Origin of the sequence: Gilliamella sp. B3783 (assembly GCF_026536125.1) — a bacterium.
Taxonomy (GTDB): Bacteria; Pseudomonadota; Gammaproteobacteria; order Enterobacterales; family Orbaceae; genus Gilliamella.
Window position 1 is genome coordinate 32,284 of the sequence record NZ_JAFNOU010000002.1, and the last position, 21,647, is coordinate 53,930.

Below are 21,647 nucleotides of genomic sequence, written 5' to 3' on the forward strand. Positions count from 1 at the left end.
TAATTTTATATCATAGTGCGGCGAATTTTATATTTAGATATAATAACAACAAATTTTTTTTTACGTGATATTTGAATATGAAACAATTTAATTGGAATGCAAGGGTTTATTATGAAGATACCGATGCAGGTGGAGTTGTCTATCATGCTCGGTATCTTGCTTTTTTCGAACGAGCTAGAACCGAAATGCTAAGACAACTCGATATTAGTCAACAAAAGTTATTACAAGAAGGTATTGCTTTTGTTGTAAAAAAGATGGATATTAGCTACCTCTTTCCAGCTCGTTTAGATGATATGCTGACAATTAGCAGTAGCATTGAGCAAGTTCGCAAGGCGTCTATTATCTTTAAACAGACTATTTTTAATCAAAACAAGCAAGCTATCAGTTCTGCTGATGTGATTATTGCGTGTGTAGATATGACTAAAATGAAGCCATGTGGGCTTCCTAAGTTATTAGTTTCGGAGTTTATATAAGTGGAAAATCTTAATATTATTGATTTGTTTTTACAAGCAGGTTTATTAGTACAATGTGTGATGATATTGTTACTGAGCTTTTCTGTTATGTCTTGGGCTATTATTTTTCAACGTAGTAAAATTTTAGGAAAAGCTAAAAAACAAGTTGATCAATTTGAAAATAGTTTTTGGGCATCTGATGAATTAAATGTTTTATTTGATAAAGCAAAATTCAATAAAGAAGATATCAGTGGTACAGAACATATTTTTTATTCGGGTTTTAAAGAGTTTTCTCGACTATATCAAATTAATCCAAATATGTCAGAAGCGGCATTAGATGGCGCATCTCGCTCGATGCGATTAGCCATGAATCGTGAACTTGATAATTTAGAATTACATATTCCTTTTTTAGGAACAGTTGGTTCTATCAGTCCATATATTGGTTTATTTGGTACTGTTTGGGGGATAATGCACGCATTTATTTCATTAGGTGCAGTTAAACAAGCAACACTTCAAATGGTTGCACCTGGTATTGCAGAAGCATTGATTGCAACCGCTATAGGGCTATTTGCTGCTATTCCAGCAGTGTTGGCATATAATCGTTTATCATTAAGCGTCAGTAGAATAGAGCAAAGCTATTTAAACTTTATTGATGAATTTTCAGCTATTTTACAACGTCAAGCTGTTGCGGTTAGGAAGTAATTAATTATGAGCAGACGTTCACGTTATTCCACAAAATCTGAAATCAATATAGTTCCATTATTGGATGTACTATTGGTATTGGTATTGATTTTTATGGCAACTGCACCCATTATCAGTCAAAGTGTTGAAGTTGATTTACCTGAAGCGTCGGAATCAAAAACAGTTTCACCTTCAGATAATAAACCAATCATTATTGAAGTATCTGATGTTGGCGTTTACGCATTGATCATTGATCAAGATCGTCAATCAAATTTACCGCAAGAGCAAATTGTTGCCGAGGTTAAGCATCAAATTTCACTTAACGAAAAAGCTGTTTTTTTAGTTGGTGGTGCTAAAAATGTTCCTTACGAAGAAATTATAAAGGCGTTGAATTTATTACAATCTGCAGGCGTTAAATCTGTTGGATTGATGACTCAACCAATTTAATTAAACATAATAATACGTTAAAAATGTCAGCAATGTCTTATAAGCCAAATTCTAAATTAAGCGTACCAATTGTAATATCTATTTTATTGCATTTAATATTAATTATCATTCTTGGCTATAGAGCTATACAAGATGATAATGCTAACTATGGTAGTATTAATGGTCAATCTATCGATGCGATTATGGTTGATCCCTCGGTTATGACTGAACAATATCAAAGGCAATTACAAGCTCAAACCAGTCAACAAAAGGCGGATAAACAAAAACAACAACAATTAGAAAACCAGGCTAAAGAGTTACAAGAGAAGCAATTAGCTGAACAGCAACGGTTAAAAGATCTTGAAAAAGAGCGTTTAAAAATTGCTGAACAACAAAAACAGCAAGAGGCAGAAAAAGCCGCTGCTGAAAAGGCCGCAGCCGAGAAAGCTGCCGCTGAAAAGGCTGCAGCAGAAAAAGCCGCTGCTGATAAGGCCGCAGCCGAGAAAGCTGCCGCTGAAAAGGCTGCAGCAGAAAAAGCCGCTGCTGATAAGGCCGCAGCAGAAAAAGCTGCCGCTGAAAAGGCTGCAGCAGAAAAAGCCGCTGCAGAGAAGGCCGCCGCAGAAAAAGCTGCTGCTGAGAAGGCCGCTGCCGAGAAAGCTGCTGCTCAAAAGGCCGCCGCAGAAAAAGCTGCCGCTGAAAAGGCTGCAGCAGAAAAAGCTGCTGCTGAGAAGGCCGCAGCCGAGAAAGCCGCCGCTGAAAAGGCTGCAGCCGAGAAAGCTGCCGCTCAAAAGGCCGCCGCAGAAAAAGCTGCCGCTGAAAAGGCCGCCGCTGAAAAGGCTGCGGCAGAGAAAGCCGCAGCCGAGAAAGCCGCCGCCCAAAAAGCTGCGGCAGAGAAAGCTAAACAAGCTAAAAATGATAAAGCATTAAATGATCTGTTAGGTGGATTAACCTCATCAGGTGCGCCAAGTACTTCAAATGCTCAAGGAGCAACGGCTAGCCGTAAAGGTGTGTCGGATGGTGAATTAGACAAATATAAGTCATTAGTACAAAATGCAATAAGTAATAAATTTATTAATCCTCCTAATGTTTATAGTGGGCAACACTGTGTTTTGCAGATTCAAATTGCGCCCGATGGATTATTACTTAATGTCATTTCAAAAGGTGGGGATGATGCTTTATGCCGAGAAGCGCTTGCCGCTACCAAACTTGCGGTGATACCAAGACCTGCCAATAATCTGTATAATGAAGTAAAAAATATGACTCTTGAATTCCAACCAAAATAGCTTAATGTTCAAATTTTGATCTTCATAAAATAAATTTTCAACATCTTTCAGTCAAAGATGTTGAAAATGATTTAAACGTCCCAATATATTTTCTATTCATTCCAAATTTAGTTATTGTAAGTAAGAGAAGGAGCAGAATATGACAACAATAGTCAGTGTTCGCCGTGAAGGGCAAGTGGTTATTGGTGGTGATGGGCAAGTGACACTTGGTGAACGTATAATTATGAAAGGCAATGCCCGTAAAGTTCGTCGATTATATAATAACAAAGTAATTGCAGGATTTGCAGGCGGCACAGCTGATGCCTTTACGCTTTTTGAATTATTCGAACGAAAACTTGAAATGCATCAAGGTCATTTAACCAAGTCTGCAGTTGAGTTAGCGAAAGATTGGCGTACCGATAGGATGTTACGTAAATTAGAAGCATTGCTTGCTGTTGCCGATGAAAGTGCCTCATTAATTATTACTGGTACAGGTGATGTTATTCAACCAGAAGACGATTTGATTGCTATTGGTTCGGGAGGACCATATGCACAAGCGGCAGCACGTGCGCTACTGGATAATACTTCATTATCTGCACATGATATTGTGCAAAAGTCATTATCAATAGCGGGAGATATTTGTGTATATACCAATAACTTCCAAACAATTGAAGAACTCAATTATTAATTAAACCGATTTAAGAGAAAATTATTATGTCTGAAATGACTCCTCGCGAAATAGTAAGCGAATTAAACCAACATATCATTGGTCAAGATAAAGCAAAACGTTCTGTTGCTATTGCATTGCGTAATCGTTGGCGTCGTATGCAGCTTGATGAAGCGTTACGCCATGAAGTAACACCCAAAAATATATTAATGATTGGACCAACAGGGGTAGGTAAAACCGAAATCGCCAGAAGATTAGCGAAATTAGCACGTGCTCCATTTATCAAAGTCGAAGCAACAAAATTTACAGAAGTCGGTTATGTTGGTAAAGAGGTTGACTCTATTATTCGAGATTTAACCGATTCCGCTGTCAAAATGATTCGTCAAGAAGCAATAGAAAAAAATCGCAATCGTGCACAAGAGTTAGCTGAAGAACGTATTTTAGATGTACTGGTTCCACCAGCGAAAGATGGATGGGGACAGGTTGAAAATAATAACGATTCAACAGCTAGACAAGCTTTTCGAAAAAAACTCCGTGAAGGTGCACTTGATGATAAAGAGATTGAAATTGAAGTAGCCGGCGTTAATATTGGTGTCGAAATCATGGCACCTCCGGGTATGGAAGAAATGACGAATCAATTACAATCGATGTTTCAAAATTTAGGTGGTCAAAAAACAAAACCACGTAAAATGAAAATTAAAGATGCATTTAAACAGTTAATTGAAGAAGAAGCTGCTAAACTTGTAAATCCTGAAGAACTTAAACATCAAGCCATTGAAGCTGTTGAACAAAATGGTATTGTGTTTATTGACGAAATTGATAAAGTTTGTAAGCGTGGTAATTCTTCTGGTCCTGATGTGTCTCGTGAAGGGGTGCAACGTGATTTATTACCTTTAGTTGAAGGATGCACGGTATCAACTAAGCATGGTTCAGTAAAAACTGATCATATTTTATTTATCGCTTCTGGTGCATTCCAAACAGCAAGCCCATCAGATTTAATACCGGAACTTCAAGGGCGTTTACCAATTCGAGTTGAATTACAGGCATTAACCAGTGAAGATTTTGAGCGTATTTTAACTGAGCCAAATGCATCACTCACTGTACAATATAAAGCACTCATGGCAACAGAAGGTGTGAATATTGATTTTACCACAGATGGGATACGTAAAATAGCGGAGTCTGCTTGGCAAGTAAATGAGCAAAATGAAAATATTGGTGCTCGTCGATTACATACCGTGCTTGAACGTTTAATGGAAGAAGTTTCGTTTGAAGCGAGTGAACTTAATGGGCAAACAGTTACAATTGATGCTAAGTATGTTGGTGAGCATTTAGATAAACTCGTTGCAGATGAAGATCTAAGCAAGTTTATTTTGTAGTTTTATTTTTAACTGGTAAACAAAAAAGGTGAGTATATTACTCACCTTTTTTATTATTCATTTGTCTTATTTTTATTTAGTTAGTAAACCTTCTAAAAGATCTACTGCTTTTTGTTTAGAATTTGATTTAGAGTCATCTTTTGAATTACGTCCTTCAAGTTTATTGCGTAATTTATCTAACTTGTCTTGCAACTTATCACTAAATAAATCCTTAATGACTTGTTCTAAATCAATTTGGTAATGAAGATTAGCAAATTGCCCATAAATATGTAACGGTATAGTTAGCTTTTGTAGTTTTGCAATGGTATCGTTTTTACCATTCCAGCCACCTAAAAGTTTAATGTTTAAATTCACATCTAAATCTTTTTGAGTCATACCAACTCTGCCTGAGCCAGAGGTGACATCGAGTGTTTGAGAATTGGCTCCTAACGTTGTTAGCTCTAAATTACCATTGCTTAAATATCCATTAGCTGTGATATTAGAAAATTCAGTATAGTTTTTTTGATTTTCTGGATTAGATATATCTTTGGTATATTTTGCTGCTGCAGTTTGAATAATATTATTGATATTAATATTATTTAATCTGGCATTGGTCACATTGATTGCTACGTTACCCTTTATACTTTCTAAGAGTCGATTACCTATTAATGTATTCGCTTCTAAATCACCATTTGCATTAAATGATCCTTGCAAATCATTAGGTGTTTCTATTTGGGTAAAGAACGTATTAAGATCAACATTACTAATTTTAGGACTCAATTTAATCAGCGTATTTTTTTGCTTACCATTTGCGATACCTGTTGCCATTACATGGCCTTTAGCAAAGTCAAAATTGATATCATGAAAGGTGGCTACACCATCATTATTGACCATATTTACATTGATATTATTCAATATAATGTTATTAGCATCTAATTGTTTTAAATTGAGTTTAAGTTTAGCATTGAAGCTATTAAGAAAATTGAGTTCGTTCTCAATTTTTTCAACGTTTGATACCACAGGAGGTGTTTGTTGTATAGTGATATTGTCGTTTACTTTTTTATCATTGGTTAAAAATGTCGATAGGTTCAATTTATCCGAGCTAAGTTGCAGATCAATATCAGGTTTGTTGTCTAAATTAGCAGTAAATGCACCATTAAAATTGTTTTCATTGATTGAAAAAGATAAATTTTTACTACTTAATTGCATTGGATTCGTTTGTTGATAATTAAATAATCCATTGATATTGCCTTTTAGAGCTTTAAACGATGAGGTAATGCCTTTATAAGAATATTCAAATTTCTTCAAATCAATAATTGCGCTATTAGGATATTGGGTTAAATCTACATCAGCATTAGCAGCATAATAAAGATCTTGTTGATTACGATCAACATTGCCTTTTACATCAATTGTCATTTTTTTATCTGATTTTTGCTCGATCGCTAAGTTAATATTGCGAAAGTTAATCAAATCATCTTTGTGTTGAATGACAACAGTACTATCAGTGACTTCAAGTTTGTTTAATGTAAACGCCCAGCTCGATGGTTTTGCAGCTTGTTTAGTTTGTGATATTTCACCGTTAGAAGTGTTTGGCTTGTTAGCTTCTTTGTTCTCAAAAACCAATCCTTCACTTTCATCGGTAATATTAATAATAGCCGATTTTATAAATACATTTTTGACAGTCAATTTTTTAGAAAACAGTGGGAATAATTCCACATCTAAACGCATATTATCTGCTGTTAGGATAGGTTTTTTTGCATCCTGATCAGAAAGCTTAACCGAATCAGTCAAGATACTGACTTGTGGCCAAATGTGCCAACGTAAATTTCCCTCGATAGTTAATTCATAGCCTGTTTTATCTTTGACGGTATCAGTTATAAATCCTCGAAAATTATTGGGGTCAACAAAAACGATTAATGAGACAATACCGATTGAAATAATGAGGATTAAAATTAAAAGCGTAACCAATATTTTTTTGATCATATTAATGTTCCTTTAGAATATAAGCTACTAAGCGTGCTAGTCTTTATCAATACGACTGGCAACTGCACCTTGTTGATCTTTATATTTTGCATCTTTTCTGCTGTTGTAAGGTCTTGCTGCTTTCCCAGTTAATGTTTCAAAACTTAATGCGCCAATGGTCATTCCTGGTCTGAGCGCTAATGGGATTTTTCCCGAATTGTAAAATTCTAATACAATTTGTCCTTGCCAACCAGGATCGATACGGTGAGCGGTCACATGTACCATCAATCCTAATCTGGCCAGTGATGAGCGACCATCTAGCCAGCCAACTAAGTCGTCAGGAATAGTAACAGATTCTAACGTGACGGCTAAAGCTAACTCACCGGGATGAAGATAAAAAGCATCGCCTTCTGCAAGGACCATTTCTTCACTCATCACACGTTCAAGAACCGCTGATACTTGTTCTTTAGGACCACTCAAGTCTATATAAGGTGTAGTATGTTCCCGAAAGGTACGAAATTTATTACCCAATCTAACATCGACGGTTGCGCCATTGATACAATGAGTTGTTGGTTGCGGTGTAATTTTTAGTTTACCACTTTGTAAATACGCTTCGATATCTCGATCGCATAATCTCATGAGTTATCCTTAAATATACTGTTATTTGCTTATTCTAACAGGTTCTAACGATGCCGTCGATGTTGATAATTTAGGGTTTGATAACCCATGCACGACCATAATGATTATAGTATCCGGCTAATTTTCCTGGTTTATCACCGATTCCTAAATAAAGATCAAAATGTTGCCCTTTAATTGCGCCACCAACATCTAACGCTACCATCAACCGCGTTTCCCGACGACCTCGATATTGACCATCGTCATCAAGTAAGGGTACATCCACTAACACAACTGAACCAATTGGAATAAGTGATTTATCTGATGCCACCGATGCATTGGCAACCAGTGGTACCGCTGCTGCACCTTTTACCTCAGCATTAGGTTGAGGTTTAAAAAAAACAAATGAACGGTTTTGAATTAATAATGCTTTGACTTGTTTTTCACTTTTGTTTTTAGCCCAATCTTTAATGGCTTGAATTGACATTTTGTCTTTATCGATTTCACCTTGTTCGACTAATAAGCGACCTATGCTTGAGTAACCATGACCATTTTTACCACCATAACAGAAGAAAACTAAAGGGGTTCCATCTTCAAAATCAATATAAGCACTTCCTTGTACTTCCATAATAAAATTATCCATCAAGGAATTACTGTAAGCAATTTCAAGACCCTTTCCGGCTAGGGCTCCATTATAAATTTGTTCGCGATTCGGTAATCGCCCACTAGTTTTTGCAGGCATTTTATAAATAGGGTATTTGAACTCTGCATTTGGTTGGTGTCTTGCTTTGATGACAGGGGTGTAGTACCCCGTTAAATGGACATTACCATAACCATCTTGGCCTGCCATTTCATAACTATTTAGCCCCACTTTGTTAAATTCATCTGCCCCTAACGACCGGTTAATCCAGTTATCTATTGCTTTATAAATATGTTCATTTTTTCGATATAAAGATGGGGATGTAGATTTAATTTTGTTAACTTGAAGCACATAATCGGTAATATTGACTGGAATCCCCAGATCAGGATGACTAACATTGAGTGGCGAACTAAGTTTACCATCTTTGTACAGTTGTCCTTGTTTAAATTGACGTTTTGCATTACTTTGACATCCAGTTAAAACGGTTAGTACAAATAAAATGCACACAATATATATTCGATAATGGCGGTTATATTCTTTCATCTTAGTTAATCATTATAATACGTTATAAAATTATAGGTGGTTATGCTACACAATTCTATTATAAGAAACTACCACTAAATGTGATGTTGCCATAAAAAGTTTTCATAACAATTAAGCTTGCGGTTTGACGGCATAAACTTTATAGTCCTACACTACGGATAGTAGTGTGAAATTTTGAAACTTAAAGGTAATCAATGCGATGAGCGATACATCTCCAAACAGTGATCTTAAACGAAATCTTTCCAATCGACATATTCAACTAATCGCAATCAGTGGTGCTATTGGTACCGGCTTATTTATGGGGTCAGGTAAAACGATCAGTCTTGCAGGACCATCGATTATTTTTGTGTATATGATAATTGGCTTTATCTTATTTTTTGTTATGCGAGCCATGGGTGAAATCCTTTTGTCTAACTTAAAATATAAATCCTTTAGTGATTTTGCCAATGATCTGTTAGGCCCTTGGGCTGGGTTTTTTACAGGATGGACTTATTGGTTTTGCTGGGTAATCACTGGAATAGCTGATGTTGTTGCTATTGCTGGTTATGCGCAGCATTGGTTCCCTCAATTACATGCATGGATCCCAATGCTCTTGACGGTAATTGTGTTATTGACGTTGAATTTATTAACAGTGAAAATGTTTGGTGAAACCGAATTCTGGTTTTCAATGATTAAAATTGTTGCAATTTTAGCATTGATTGTTGTTGGACTTGTTTTGATTTTGACTGCTTTTCACTCAGAGCAGACCAATACTACCGCTTCTTTTGCCAATTTATGGAGTTATGGTGGGTTTTTCCCTCATGGTTCAATGGGCTTTTTTGCTGGTTTTCAAATTGCAATCTTTGCTTTTGTGGGTATTGAATTGGTGGGTACTACAGCCGCTGAAACTGTTGATCCAAATAAAAATCTACCTCGAGCAATTAATTCGGTACCCGCTCGTATTATTTTCTTTTACGTTTTTGCGTTAATTATTATTATGAGTGTCACACCTTGGATTTTGATTTCGCCAAATAAAAGCCCGTTTGTTGAGTTATTTACCTTAATTGGTTTACCCGCCGCCGCCAGTGTTATTAATTTTGTAGTTTTAACTTCAGCTGCATCTTCTGCCAATAGTGGAATTTACTCTACCAGCCGAATGTTATTTGGGTTAGCCAAAAAACAAGATGCTCCAGAACCTTTTGGGAAATTATCGCGCAGATCTGTCCCTGCCAATGGTTTACTGTTTTCATGTACCTGTTTATTTGGTGGTGTAGTTTTAATTTATTTAGTACCGGACGTAATGGCAGCTTTTACCATTGTTACTACCATTTCCGCTATTTTATTTATGTTTATTTGGTCGATGATTCTGGTTTCTTATATCGCTTATTATCGAAAAAAAGCGGATTTACATCAGCAATCTAAATTTAAAATGCCTGGTGGCGTTTTAATGTGTTATGTATGCTTGGCATTTTTTGCTTTCGTAATTGTATTATTGACGTTTGAGACAGATACCCGCCAAGCGCTTATAGCAACACCAATTTGGTTTGTTATTTTAGCGGTAAGTTATTGTGTTCGTGGTTTAAAAAGACAGTAAAATCTAATAGTTAGGCAGGTTTTTTTACCTGCCTAATATTATGAATTGTTTGCGGGTTTATTCTTTTTAGGCCAGATAAAACTGGCAATAATCCCTAAAGCTAATAGACCTAACACAATATATAAACTCATTGTTGGGGTTATGTCGATTCCGTATCCGAACAAATGGTTGCTAGCATTCAGAGCCAATTTGATAGCGATAAAAAATAATAAGCAAATAACAGCTTTACCTAAATGCACGAGATATTGTTGCATCGCTTCTAATACAAAGTACAGTGTTCTTAAACCTAAAATAGCAAATATCATTGCACTATAGACAATTAAAGGTTCTTGGCTCACCGCGATAACTGCTGGCACGGAATCAAAAGCAAACATGACATCACTCAGCTCAATAACGACAATACATAAAAAAAGCGGTGTTGCATATAACGCTTTGTGAGTATTGATATTGCTTAAATTTTTATTTTCTGGTTTAGTCAATTCATTTTGCACTTGTTTTCGTGACAAAAAAAAGTGATGACCAACCAGTTTGGGATAGGTTGGAAACAGACGGTTAGCAATTCGGTAAGCAATATGGTGTGAGTAATCTTTGATAGCTTGGTCATGATTTTGGTTTTTTAACATCATTACGCCACTGTAGGCAACGGCGACTGAGAAAACCAATTCCATCCAAGGACCTAGGGCTAATAATTCGGTACCAATGATGACAAAAATAGCCCGGAAAATAATCGCGCCTATCACGCCTAAGTAAAGTAATCGATGACGATAATTTTCAGGAATGCTGAACCACGAAAACAGTGCCATAATGACAAATAAATTATCGATTGAAAGCGCCTTTTCAAGCACATAACCTGTTAAAAATAAGCTTGCTATTTCAGCGCCGTGATGAATATATAAAAATAGCGCAAAACATAATGCAATAACAATCCAAAAAATAGACCAGGTTATAGCATTAGTTAAAGTAATAGGCTTATCATTATGATGAGCATATAAATCAATACTTATTGCTACAATTGCTAGTATAATAAAAACTAAAATGGTTTCTATAGGGAAACCTAATGAGTTGTGAATCATAGTGACATTACCTAATTTTCAGATTGATTTATGACGTAATGTAAGTATTGTTCTAAGTTATATCAAACATCTTCATAAAAATGATTGAGTATATATTGATAGCAAAACCAAAAAAAGATATATTTATCAAATTGTTTAAACTGTCTTTGTTTATTAAACTTTCGAGCAAACTTCCATGCTAAATTTTCGGCTATTTATCTTATTTATTATCGCAATTTTTTCCAGTCTACTCCAAGCACAATCTGTTGAACCTTATATTTCTACTCTACCCAAAGGCAGTGATATATCAATTTTAGTACAGACGGTTGAAAATAATCCTAAACTTTTAGCTAAATATAAAAGTGATCAATTCAAGCAACCGGCCAGTACACAAAAAGTGATTACTGCTTTAGCAGCCGAACTTGAGTTAGGCAGCGATTTTCGGTTTATTACACGAATGCAAACTAATGGCACAATAAGTAATAAACAATTAAATGGTGATTTAATTATCCAATTAAGTGGTGATCCAACGTTTTCGCGTGAAAAATTACGCAGTATGCTTATTGCTTTACGCCAAAAAGGGATTGAAAAGATTGCAGGTAATATAATTTTAGATACCTCGATTTTTACCAGTCATGATAAAGCACCAGGCTGGTCATGGAATAACTTAACGGCTTGCTATAGCGCACCTTCATCAGCCGCAACAATTGATGATAACTGTTTTTACGCAACAATTACACCGAATAAAGTTGGTGCTATTGCATCTGCATCTGTTGCCGCTAGCAATCCTGTGATAATTACCAGTGATGTTCGAACTGTTGCTGCAAACAGTAAAGATTTAAATGATAAATATTGCGAACTTGATGTGAGTTATTCAGATAAAAATCGATATTATTTGTCTGGGTGTATCTCAGCTAGTGCCGATAAAATGCCATTAAAGTTTGCTGTTGTTGATAGTATTGAATATTTTTCAACGATTTTAAAGAATGAACTAAAAGCACAAAAAATAAGTTATACCGGTGGCATAATAGAAAAAAACAAAAAAACTAACTCACAACTTACTTTGTTAACCGCAAGTCAGTCTGCTCCTTTGTCTGATTTATTAACTGTGATGTTGAAAAAGTCTAATAACTTGTATGCTGATGCTATATTTAGAACACTGGGTGCTCACTATTTTAATATCTCAGGTACCTGGCGTAATGGAAGTGATGCGGTAAAACAAATTTTACGCAAAAAAGCAGGAATTAATTTAGAGAATCTTGTCATTGCGGATGGTTCAGGATTGTCGAGATTAAATTTAGTTAGTGCCGATAAATTAATGGAAGTATTACAATACATTGCAGCTAATAATGCACGCTTAGGAATTATTGAAAAACTGCCCATAGCTGGAATAGATGGCACTTTGCAATATCGTAAAAGTTTTAGCCAACCACCGTTTAAAGAGGCTATTATTGCGAAAACAGGTTATATACAAGGTAGTTATAATTTAGCTGGATTTATTCAAAAATCTGATGGTCATTATATTGCTTTTGTTCAGTTACTGTCAGGCTATCAAGCTGAAAGCCAAAATGAGCCTAAAAGTGCAATTATGAAATTTGAATCTGAATTTTATAAGAATTTTGTTAACTAATGTGAATTACAGGAAGATTATACTTGCGTGTATATTCTTCCTTTTTTAATCGATAATTCGCTAAAGGTTATCGCCCAAAAAGCCGCCACTTTGATGTTTCCAAAGTTGTGCATATAAGCCATTTTTATTTAATAGCTGTTGGTGTGTACCTTGCTCAATGATTTTACCTTGATCGAGCACGACTAATCTATCCATTGCTGCAATGGTCGATAAACGATGGGCTATCGCAATAACGGTTTTTCCTTCCATTAAGGTATATAAACTTTCTTGAATGGCTTGCTCTATTTCAGAATCAAGTGCACTTGTTGCCTCATCCAAAAGTAAAATAGGGGCATTTTTTAAAATGACTCTAGCAATTGCGATTCGTTGTCTTTGCCCTCCCGATAATTTTATACCTCGTTCGCCTACATAGGCGTTATAACCTGTTCTACCTTTAGCATCGACTAATGTTTGAATAAAGTCATCAGCATGGGCTTTTTTAGCCGCTATGATCATCTCTTGCTCACTGGCTTGATTATTACCATAAAGTAAATTTTCTTTTACTGAACGATGCAGTAGCGAGGTATCTTGGGTGACCATACCAATTTTGGCACGTAAACTTTCTTGGGTAACATTGGTAATATCTTGACCATCAATAATGATTTTACCACTCTGTAAATCGTAAAAACGTAACAGCAAGTTAATTAGTGTCGATTTACCAGCACCAGAACGACCGACTAATCCAATTTTTTCACCAGGATTGATGGTAAGATCTAAATTCTCGATTACCGCATTTAACCGTTTTTTATCATAATTAAAATCTATATGCTTAAATTCAATTTTACCTTGATTGACTTTAAGCTCAGTTGCATCGGGTTTATCTGTGACAGCTTGAGTGGCTGAAAATGTTTTTATTCCATCTTTAACAACACCAATGTTTTCAAATAAGGACGCTATTTCCCACATGATCCAATGTGAAAAACCATTTAATCGTAGTGCAACTGCGGTTGTTGTGGCAATCGCACCCACTCCGACTAATTGTTGGCTCCATAGCCAGAGTGAAATCGCTGTCGTACTTAAAATCAGTGAAATAGAAAGCAAATGGTTTACAATTTCAAAACTGCTCACTAGGCGCATTTGTTTATTGACTGTAATTAAAAATTCATCCATGGACTCTTGGGCATATTTAGCTTCATTGCCAGCATGTGAAAAAAGTTTTACTGTCATAATATTGGTATAGGCATCTGTCACGCGTCCTGTCATGGTTGATCTGGCGTCTGCCTGCATACTCGCCACTTTACTTAAGCGTGGAATGAAATAGTACATAGCAATGCCAAAAAGGACACACCAGCCAAAAAAGGGTAATAAGAACCAAGGATCGAGTTGTCCAATAATTGCTGCCATGGTGATAAACGAGATAAGCACATAAACTAAAATATCTGCTACCAAAAAACAGGTATCTCGAACGGCAAGGGCTGTTTGCATGACTTTTGCTGATATTCTGCCTGCAAATTCGTCTTGAAAAAATCGCATACTTTGATTTAGGACTAAACGATGTAAATTCCAACGTATTCTCATCGGAAAATTACCAGCAAGTGACTGATGCTTAATAATGGTTTGTAAGCCAATAATCAACGTACTTGCTAAAATGATTAAGGTAAATAAAATTAATGTACTTTTTTCTTGTTGCCAAAATTTACTTGGCTCAATGACAGCCAGCCAATCAACTACTTTACCTAAAGCCGCAAATAAGAAAGCTTCAAAAGCGCCACTTAAACCACTAAGTATAATGAGTGATAATATAAAGATGCGAATGCCTTTTGTGGATTGCCAAATAAATTTAAAAAAGTTTTTAGCGGTAGGTTGTGCGTCATCTTTAGGATAAGCTGACACCAATTTTTCAAAAAATCGATACATAATTGACCCAATAATTAGTAAGGTTAGCCATTGATTTTTTATCAATGATCAAAAGAAATATGCGGGTAATAGTTATAGATATAAATTATCTAAACACTAAATTGTTGTGTGATATTTTTAGATGAACATTATTTAGCTTTCTACCTGATGTAGGAAAATTATACCTATTAGTAAAATAACGAGGAAATTACAGGTTGTAGATTTCCTCGTGTTTAAATTATAGCCTGAACTAATTTGGATTGCTACTTATGGTATTAAAAAACATCTTTAATGATTTGTACTGCACGACCTACAATATTGTATTTTTCGAAATGAGCTTTAGGAACCTCAATAGTTGGATATTGGTTATTGTTACAAATTAAGATCCAACTGCCCAGTGTTAATCTTATTTTCCTAAGCAAGGTAAAATTTTCATATTCGATTAAATAAATGGCACCATCAATAAGTTCACTTTCTTGTGTGTTGATAATCACGCCATTATTATTTTCAATGTCTGGTGCCATTAGATCGCCTTTAGCCCAATAAATTATTAGTTTTCGGATATCGAGGCCTCGATGAGCAGCCCAACCTTCAACGATAGGATAATTCATCACAGGTGGGGTTTCACGAACATAACGCTGAGTTTGCGCTTCTTCTTTAGTGGGTAATTGTTTTTTATAAACAGGAATTCGATAAATATTTTCGTTATAAATACCATCATCTTCGTCTTTAGGATCGAAAACTTCTAATTTATAACCGGTAGCAAGCCAGTTGAAAGATACATTACATTTTTCCGCAATGACTTCTAAACGGGTAAGAGATGGATATGTTTTACCTGATAAGTAGTCTCTGATAACAGTTTCTGACATATCACATTTTTTAGCAAAGGCAGAAACAGATAAACCTTGCATAGAGCTGTATAATCTATCTTTAAATGTTTTAACATTTTTATTTTTAATCATATTTATTTCTGTCTACTTTTTATTTTCATCCGTTTACTAATTATAAAACATATTTTTTTAGTTTTATATATATGATTATCAGAATAGTTTGTATTTAAAAATGTTTTTTCTTAATTTCGGTTAAATTATTCGTTTTATATTCTGCTTTCTGTTTGATCTTACGTTTTAAAATTAGAGTTTTAAAAAAATGATGACGTGTGTTTTTCTGTTTTAAAAAAGTTATTTTATACGAAAAATAAAATATTTTTATAATTTAATATGTTTTTTTTGATCAATTTTGATTTAAATTAAAATATTGAAAATGTAATAATTAAAGGGTTTTTTATTTTATCTTTATGATTTTATTTATTTTATTTTTAATTTTGCTACCTTTCTTTAAATAAATACGAAAGCAAATAAAAACGTTGACTAAAACGAAAAAAAATGGATAATAAGCAGGGTAAGGATTTTTCATTGTTTTCTTTCCTTATATTCCTTATATTTCATGTTGGCCTGTATATTTATATACAGGTCTTTTTTTTATCCTAAAATAACTTGTTGTGAAATCCCTTAATAAAAAGCGTATAATTAAGCTAATACTTTAAGTGCTGTGTTGTTGTTTTGGATCAAGCATAGCAGTAATACTTTTTAAAAGAGGATTTTTATATGTCATTTAGCATTCCACACCTTTTAGTGTTTCTTGCTGTAGTCATTTTATTATTTGGCACAAAAAAACTACGTAATTTAGGGTCTGATTTAGGTTCAGCTTTAAAAGGGTTTAAAAAAGCGATGAATGATGATGACACTGAAGTCAAAAACGATAACAAACTTGATAATAAGTAGCGATATTTGTTGGTATGAATAAAAATTTTGATATTGCTATTGTTGGTGGTGGATTAGTTGGTTTAGCAACTGCTTGCGCACTTAGTCAACATGGTTTAAACATTGCGCTTGTCGATGCTAACATTCATCAGCATCAACAATTATTTCATGATGAGATAGGTATTCGAGCGTCTGCAATAAATAATGCTAGTCAGCGTTATTTTGCGCAAATTGGGATATGGGATGATTTATTAGCAAGTAAACGAGTACAAGATTTTTCTGAAATAGGTGTTTGGGAAAAAAATGGTCAAGCACATTTAGCTGCTCATGCCAAAGATTATGGCTATGCTAATCTTGGTTATATCATTGAAAATGATGTAATATCTCACTATCTTTATCAATACGCATTATCACGTACTAACATCACCATTTATCCTGATCAAGCAATTAATAGTGAGTTTAGCCAAGATTACGCTTGTCTAACATTATCTAATGAAACTGTATTATATGCTAAATTAGTTATTGGTGCCGATGGTGCTCACTCTTGGATTCGAAAGCAAGAAAACATTTCTGTTTTTGAGCGTAATTATATTCATCATGCTGTAATAACGACAGTTGAAACCAGTTACCCACATCAATCTTGTGCAAGACAGATTTTTTATCCGAACGGTATTGTCGCTTTTTTGCCGCTTTGGCAACAAAATAAAAGTTGTTTGGTTTGGTCAACAAAGCCTGATAATGCGGCAATGTTATCTTCAATGTCAGAATCAGATTTCTGCAATGAATTATTTCATTTAACGGGTGATAAAGTCGGTCAATGTCAGTTAATCAATCCAAGAATGGTTTTCCCGTTGAAAGCGCGTTTAGCAAGACAATTTATTAAACATCGTTTAGTGTTAATTGGTGATGCTGCTCATACCATTCACCCTTTAGCTGGGCAAGGTGTCAATCTTGGATTTCAAGATTCAGCATTATTGGTTACAACAATTAAAAAATTAATTGATCAACAAAAAGATTTTGGATTAGTTGATAATTTAAAATTGTTTCAATTTATGCGTCGAAAAGATACCTTAGTGATGTTAACCGCTATGCGAACCATACAAGATATGTTTAACGGTGATAGTCTTGTTAAAAAATTAATAAGAACAGTTGGTATGAATACTATCGATCATTGCTCTCCTATCAAAAAACAGTTAATTAAATATGCTATGCATATTTAAGTTAAATTTATGACTTCATTACCCTTAAGCATGGCTTGATGGATAATGAAGTATAAAACTGAGTTATTTAAACGCTGTAGCATAAGAGCTTGGTATAAATGGTGAGGATGGGATATGTAAAGCCCAATATGGATCGCGTAATAACCCTCGTCCAATGCCAATAAGATCAGCATCTTTAGTGCTTAATACATAATCAGCTACATATGGATCTTCGAGCATACCGACGGTGATAATCGGCAAATTTGTTATTTTGCGAATGCTTTGCGCTAAATATACTTGATAGCCAGCATGAAATTCAGGGGTATGTGCTGGATCTAACTGTCCGTCCCCCCCTCCACTGACATCTAATACGTCAGCGCCAGCATCAGCAAAGCATTTGGCCAGTTTACGCCCGTACTCAACATCATAGCCGTCCTTTCCATATTCTTGGGCTGAAAAACGCACTATTAAAGGCATATCCGATGGCATGACTGATTTGACGGCTTCGATAACTTGCTCAGCAAATAATAATTTATCTTGCCCGTATTCATCAGTTCGGTGATTACTTTTTGGTGAGCAAAATTGATGGATCAAATAGCCATGTGCCGCATGTATTTCAATCGCATCAAACCCAGCAGCAATTGCTCTTTGGGTTGATTGTTTGAATTTTTCAATGATCTCGATGATTTCATCTTTGGATAATTCCCGAGGCGTTTGGTATTGCCATTTTTCCATGGCTTCGTTAGCGCCATCATATTTAATTGGTGAGCACGACACGACATCAGATGTACCTAATGCTTTGCGTCCGGCATGGGCAATTTGGATGGCGATTTTGCCATTTTGTGCATGTACAGCATCAACAATTCGTTTGAATTGATCTTTTTGCTCATCATTCCATAAACCCAGACAATTTGGCGAGATTCGACCATTTGGCGCGATATTAGTCATTTCTACAATAATTAATCCAACACCGCCAACCGCACGCGACACATAGTGAACAAAGTGCCAATCATTAGGCACGCCATCCGTTGCTTGATATTGACACATTGGCGGCATCACAATACGATTTTTGAGTGTTAATTTTTTTACAGTAAATGGCGTATTAAGATATGAAATTTTTGCCATAAATGACTCCTTAAGTATTGAGTAATTGGACCATTAAACCGTTTTTAATTTAAAAATATTGATGGTAGCTTTATGATTATTAACTATTACTGAAAACATTTTAGCGATGATTACCACCATAATGGTTGCTTTAATTTATAGAACAACGATGTACTTATCAATATTAACTGCTATTTAGCATATTGTATTATAAATAATCTTATTCTAAGCAAGAAGAGGATTATTCCGTTTCTTCTTGTTATGTACAAGGGGTATTGTGTTAGTTTTTAGTCTATTTGATGCTATCCATTTTTATTATTTTCAATTCGGATTAATTTTTGTGCCAGGAATTTTAATTAAGCTAATCTATAATAAAATCAGAAGTTAATTGTGATTATTTAATCGATCATCTTAAACAATCAACAATTCGGTTTGTTTAAGCAGAAGAAAAAATAAGATTATAAACAATGTGTTAAACTATATTAACTAAAGCTCAAATATTTTTATTAAAAAATAGGGTTGAGTTGTTTGTGATATCAATTTAAATTCAATGATTGTACTATTTTTTAGTATTGTAAATATACCAACTGACGATACCAAGTAACCCCAATAGCGTTCCGGAAATGGCTATCGATAGCCAACCATAGTGGCTAAATAAGTAGGTTGAAGTAACCGAGCCCAGCATGCCTCCAATAAAATAGCAAACCATATAACCTGTGTTCATTCGACTGCGGGCATCGGGTCTAATTTGATAAATAGCACTCATATTAGAAACATGGGTAACTTGTACCGAAAAATCGAGCAATATTACGCCTAAAATTAGCGCTATGATTGAATACTGTGCTAGTGAAAGTGGTAGCCAAGATAGTAGTAATAAACATAAACCAATGGTTGTCGCTAGTGTGCCTTTACCTATATCAGATAATTTTCCGACAATCGGTGAGCCAAGAGCACCAGCCGCTCCCGCTAAACCAAACAGGCCAATAATAAAATCAGAATAATGGTAGGGCGCGTCAGTCAATAAAAACGCAAGTGGCGTCCATAATAGTGAAAATAAGGCAAAAGAAATAATTGCCAGTAGCGAACGAATTCTCAATATTGGTTCTTGCTTATAGAGTGTGGCGATTGATAATAACAGTTTAAAATAATTAATATTAATGGTATTACGATAGGTAGGTAAACAAAAACCAAGTAACGCAGTGACAGTGACCATAATAGTTGCCGCAATCCAATAGACATAATGCCAGTCAGCATTTGACGAAATAGCCCCTGCAAAGGTTCGACCTAATAATATACCTAATAACATACCGCTCATTAATGTACCAACTACCTTTCCTCGATGTTCAGGTTTTGATAAGGTCGCAGCGAATGGAATTAATACCTGGGCGACAGTTGAAAAAAGTCCGGTCAAGGCCGTTCCTAGTATTAGCATCCATAAATTGATCGATAAAGCGCTAATAATAAGACCACATGTTGATAAGATCATTAAAATCAGTATCAATTTTTTACGTTCGAGTTTATCACCCAGCGGCGTAATAAATAATAAGCCGACAGCATAACTAAACTGTGCAGTCATAATGATCGCGCCAGAGTGTTCAACTGCAATGTTTAAATCATTGGTAATAGAGTGTAACAGAGGTTGTGCATAGTAATTACTGGCAATAGTAATACCTATTGCAAATGCCATTAAAAAGATTAACCATTTCGACAAAGCTTGATTTTGTGTATTGTTCATTAGCTATTTTAAATAAAAATAATCGGCAATTATATACAAAAAATATGGGTAGAAAAACTTGGCTTGATATTAAACGAATTGTTTTAGTAAGTTATAAATTGGTGTTGCCAAGCCAATTTTTGCATTCTCAGTTTTCAAATTATACCAATAACCATTGGTCTCATCTAAACACTTTTTATAATTAGTGATAATACACTTGATCGGTATAATATCTAAGTGAAAATGGCTAAAAGTGTGTCGAAACGAAATTAATTGTTCTGGCGGCGTGGTTTTAATTCCCCTTTGGATTAACCAATCTTCTAATGCTTGTTGATTTGCAAATTCGGGTAAGCAATATAAGCCTCCCCAAATTCCTGATGGCGGTCTTTTTTCTAACCATATTGCGTGTTGATATTCTAGTATCAAAAAATAAGCGGTTTTTTCAGGAAGCGTTGATTTAGGTTTTTTAGTTGGAAATTGTTGCCAACTTTCGGTTTTGTAAGCTATACACTCAACATTGAGTGGGCATAAGTTACACTTAGGTTTAGAACGCGTACAAACTGTCGCGCCTATATCCATCATCGCTTGATTAAATTTTGCGACATCGTGTTTTGGCGTAACTTGTTCACTCAACTGCCATAGCTTATTTTCGATAGTTTTGTTGCCTGGCCAGCCTTCTACGGCAAAATAACGAGTCAGTACTCGTTTAACATTACCATCTAAAATAGCAAAATGTTGATTTTGTGATAGTGATAAAATAGCACCGGCAGTAGAGCGTCCGACTCCTGGTAATGCAACAACATCATCAAAACGAGTCGGAAATATACCTTTAAATTTGTCATTGACAATTTGTGCGGCTTTATGCAAATTACGCGCACGAGCATAATAACCCAGTCCAGTCCAAAGGTGTAGAACATCGTCAATAGGCGCGTTGGCAAGATCAGAGATCTTAGGAAAATGCGCAATAAATCGCTTAAAGTAGGGAATAACTGTGGCAACTTGGGTTTGTTGCAACATAACTTCCGACAACCAGACATGATAAGGGCTTTTTTCTATTTGCCATGGTAGCGTCTTTCTACCAAACTGCTCATACCAGCAAATGACCGCTTGAGAAAAATGTTGCATCATTTTCAT

19 protein-coding genes are annotated in these 21,647 nt (G+C 35.2%); 10 read left to right on the forward strand and 9 right to left on the reverse strand.

Features of this window, described 5'->3' with window-relative positions; translation table 11 throughout:
- The first annotated feature begins 77 nt into the window (after positions 1–77).
- The 6 genes from ybgC to hslU all read left to right on the forward strand — a co-directional run bounded on the left by ybgC (position 78) and on the right by hslU (position 4,864).
- Positions 78–473, forward strand: a complete 396-nt coding sequence (gene ybgC / locus J3U59_RS02560) for a tol-pal system-associated acyl-CoA thioesterase (RefSeq protein WP_267333285.1) — start codon at positions 78–80, stop codon at positions 471–473.
- On the forward strand, positions 474–1,154 hold the full coding sequence (gene tolQ / locus J3U59_RS02565; protein ID WP_267333286.1) for a protein TolQ: 681 nt from the start codon (positions 474–476) through the stop codon (positions 1,152–1,154).
- A 6-nt stretch (positions 1,155–1,160) separates the two neighbouring features.
- Complete coding sequence (gene tolR / locus J3U59_RS02570) at positions 1,161–1,580, forward strand: colicin uptake protein TolR (RefSeq protein WP_065634314.1); 420 nt, start codon at positions 1,161–1,163, stop codon at positions 1,578–1,580.
- A gap of 32 nt (positions 1,581–1,612) precedes the next feature.
- Entirely contained in the window at positions 1,613–2,842 is a 1,230-nt protein-coding gene (tolA, locus tag J3U59_RS02575) for a cell envelope integrity protein TolA (RefSeq protein ID WP_267333287.1), read from the forward strand.
- A gap of 139 nt (positions 2,843–2,981) precedes the next feature.
- Positions 2,982–3,509, forward strand: a complete 528-nt coding sequence (gene hslV / locus J3U59_RS02580; RefSeq protein WP_065556332.1) for an ATP-dependent protease subunit HslV — start codon at positions 2,982–2,984, stop codon at positions 3,507–3,509.
- A 26-nt stretch (positions 3,510–3,535) separates the two neighbouring features.
- Positions 3,536–4,864 carry an HslU--HslV peptidase ATPase subunit gene (hslU, locus tag J3U59_RS02585; RefSeq protein WP_267333288.1) on the forward strand — a complete coding sequence of 443 codons (1,329 nt, stop codon included), beginning with the start codon at positions 3,536–3,538 and terminating at the stop codon, positions 4,862–4,864.
- Positions 4,865–4,936: 72 nt separating this feature from the next.
- On the opposite strand, the gene asmA is transcribed toward hslU, so the two are convergent.
- The 3 genes from asmA to mltA form a co-directional block, all read right to left on the reverse strand.
- Complete coding sequence (gene asmA / locus J3U59_RS02590; RefSeq protein WP_267333289.1) at positions 4,937–6,826, reverse strand: outer membrane assembly protein AsmA; 1,890 nt, start codon at positions 6,824–6,826, stop codon at positions 4,937–4,939.
- Positions 6,827–6,862: 36 nt separating this feature from the next.
- Positions 6,863–7,444 carry a dCTP deaminase gene (gene dcd, locus J3U59_RS02595; protein ID WP_065634318.1) on the reverse strand — a complete coding sequence of 194 codons (582 nt, stop codon included), beginning with the start codon at positions 7,442–7,444 and terminating at the stop codon, positions 6,863–6,865.
- Between the two features lie 70 nt (positions 7,445–7,514).
- On the reverse strand, positions 7,515–8,603 hold the full coding sequence (gene mltA, locus J3U59_RS02600) for a murein transglycosylase A (protein WP_267333290.1): 1,089 nt from the start codon (positions 8,601–8,603) through the stop codon (positions 7,515–7,517).
- Positions 8,604–8,802: 199 nt separating this feature from the next.
- On the opposite strand from mltA, the gene cycA reads away from it, so the two are divergent.
- Positions 8,803–10,176 carry a D-serine/D-alanine/glycine transporter gene (gene cycA / locus J3U59_RS02605; protein ID WP_267333291.1) on the forward strand — a complete coding sequence of 458 codons (1,374 nt, stop codon included), beginning with the start codon at positions 8,803–8,805 and terminating at the stop codon, positions 10,174–10,176.
- Between the two features lie 38 nt (positions 10,177–10,214).
- Here cycA and J3U59_RS02610 read toward each other — a convergent pair whose 3' ends face one another.
- A complete protein-coding gene (locus tag J3U59_RS02610) occupies positions 10,215–11,249 on the reverse strand; it encodes a TerC/Alx family metal homeostasis membrane protein (protein ID WP_267333292.1) in 1,035 nt (344 codons plus the stop codon).
- Positions 11,250–11,424: 175 nt separating this feature from the next.
- On the opposite strand from J3U59_RS02610, the gene dacB reads away from it, so the two are divergent.
- Entirely contained in the window at positions 11,425–12,858 is a 1,434-nt protein-coding gene (dacB, locus tag J3U59_RS02615; protein ID WP_267333293.1) for a serine-type D-Ala-D-Ala carboxypeptidase, read from the forward strand.
- Positions 12,859–12,918: 60 nt separating this feature from the next.
- Here the strand turns inward: dacB and J3U59_RS02620 are convergent, their stop codons facing one another.
- A complete protein-coding gene (locus J3U59_RS02620; protein WP_267333294.1) occupies positions 12,919–14,754 on the reverse strand; it encodes an ABC transporter ATP-binding protein in 1,836 nt (611 codons plus the stop codon).
- 254 nt (positions 14,755–15,008) lie between these two features.
- Positions 15,009–15,695, reverse strand: coding sequence for a LexA family transcriptional regulator (locus J3U59_RS02625; RefSeq protein WP_065634324.1), 687 nt, complete (start codon positions 15,693–15,695; stop codon positions 15,009–15,011).
- 645 nt (positions 15,696–16,340) lie between these two features.
- On the opposite strand from J3U59_RS02625, the gene J3U59_RS02630 reads away from it, so the two are divergent.
- Complete coding sequence (locus J3U59_RS02630; protein ID WP_065634325.1) at positions 16,341–16,517, forward strand: Sec-independent protein translocase subunit TatA; 177 nt, start codon at positions 16,341–16,343, stop codon at positions 16,515–16,517.
- A gap of 14 nt (positions 16,518–16,531) precedes the next feature.
- Positions 16,532–17,716: an FAD-dependent oxidoreductase gene (locus J3U59_RS02635; RefSeq protein ID WP_267333295.1), complete on the forward strand. Its 1,185-nt coding sequence runs from the start codon at positions 16,532–16,534 to the stop codon at positions 17,714–17,716.
- A gap of 63 nt (positions 17,717–17,779) precedes the next feature.
- Here J3U59_RS02635 and J3U59_RS02640 read toward each other — a convergent pair whose 3' ends face one another.
- The 3 genes from J3U59_RS02640 to mutY all read right to left on the reverse strand — a co-directional run bounded on the left by J3U59_RS02640 (position 17,780) and on the right by mutY (position 21,647).
- Complete coding sequence (locus J3U59_RS02640; protein WP_267333296.1) at positions 17,780–18,820, reverse strand: NADH:flavin oxidoreductase/NADH oxidase; 1,041 nt, start codon at positions 18,818–18,820, stop codon at positions 17,780–17,782.
- A 538-nt stretch (positions 18,821–19,358) separates the two neighbouring features.
- A complete protein-coding gene (locus J3U59_RS02645) occupies positions 19,359–20,534 on the reverse strand; it encodes an MFS transporter (RefSeq protein ID WP_267333297.1) in 1,176 nt (391 codons plus the stop codon).
- 69 nt (positions 20,535–20,603) lie between these two features.
- Positions 20,604–21,647, reverse strand: a complete 1,044-nt coding sequence (mutY, locus tag J3U59_RS02650) for an A/G-specific adenine glycosylase (RefSeq protein WP_267333298.1) — start codon at positions 21,645–21,647, stop codon at positions 20,604–20,606.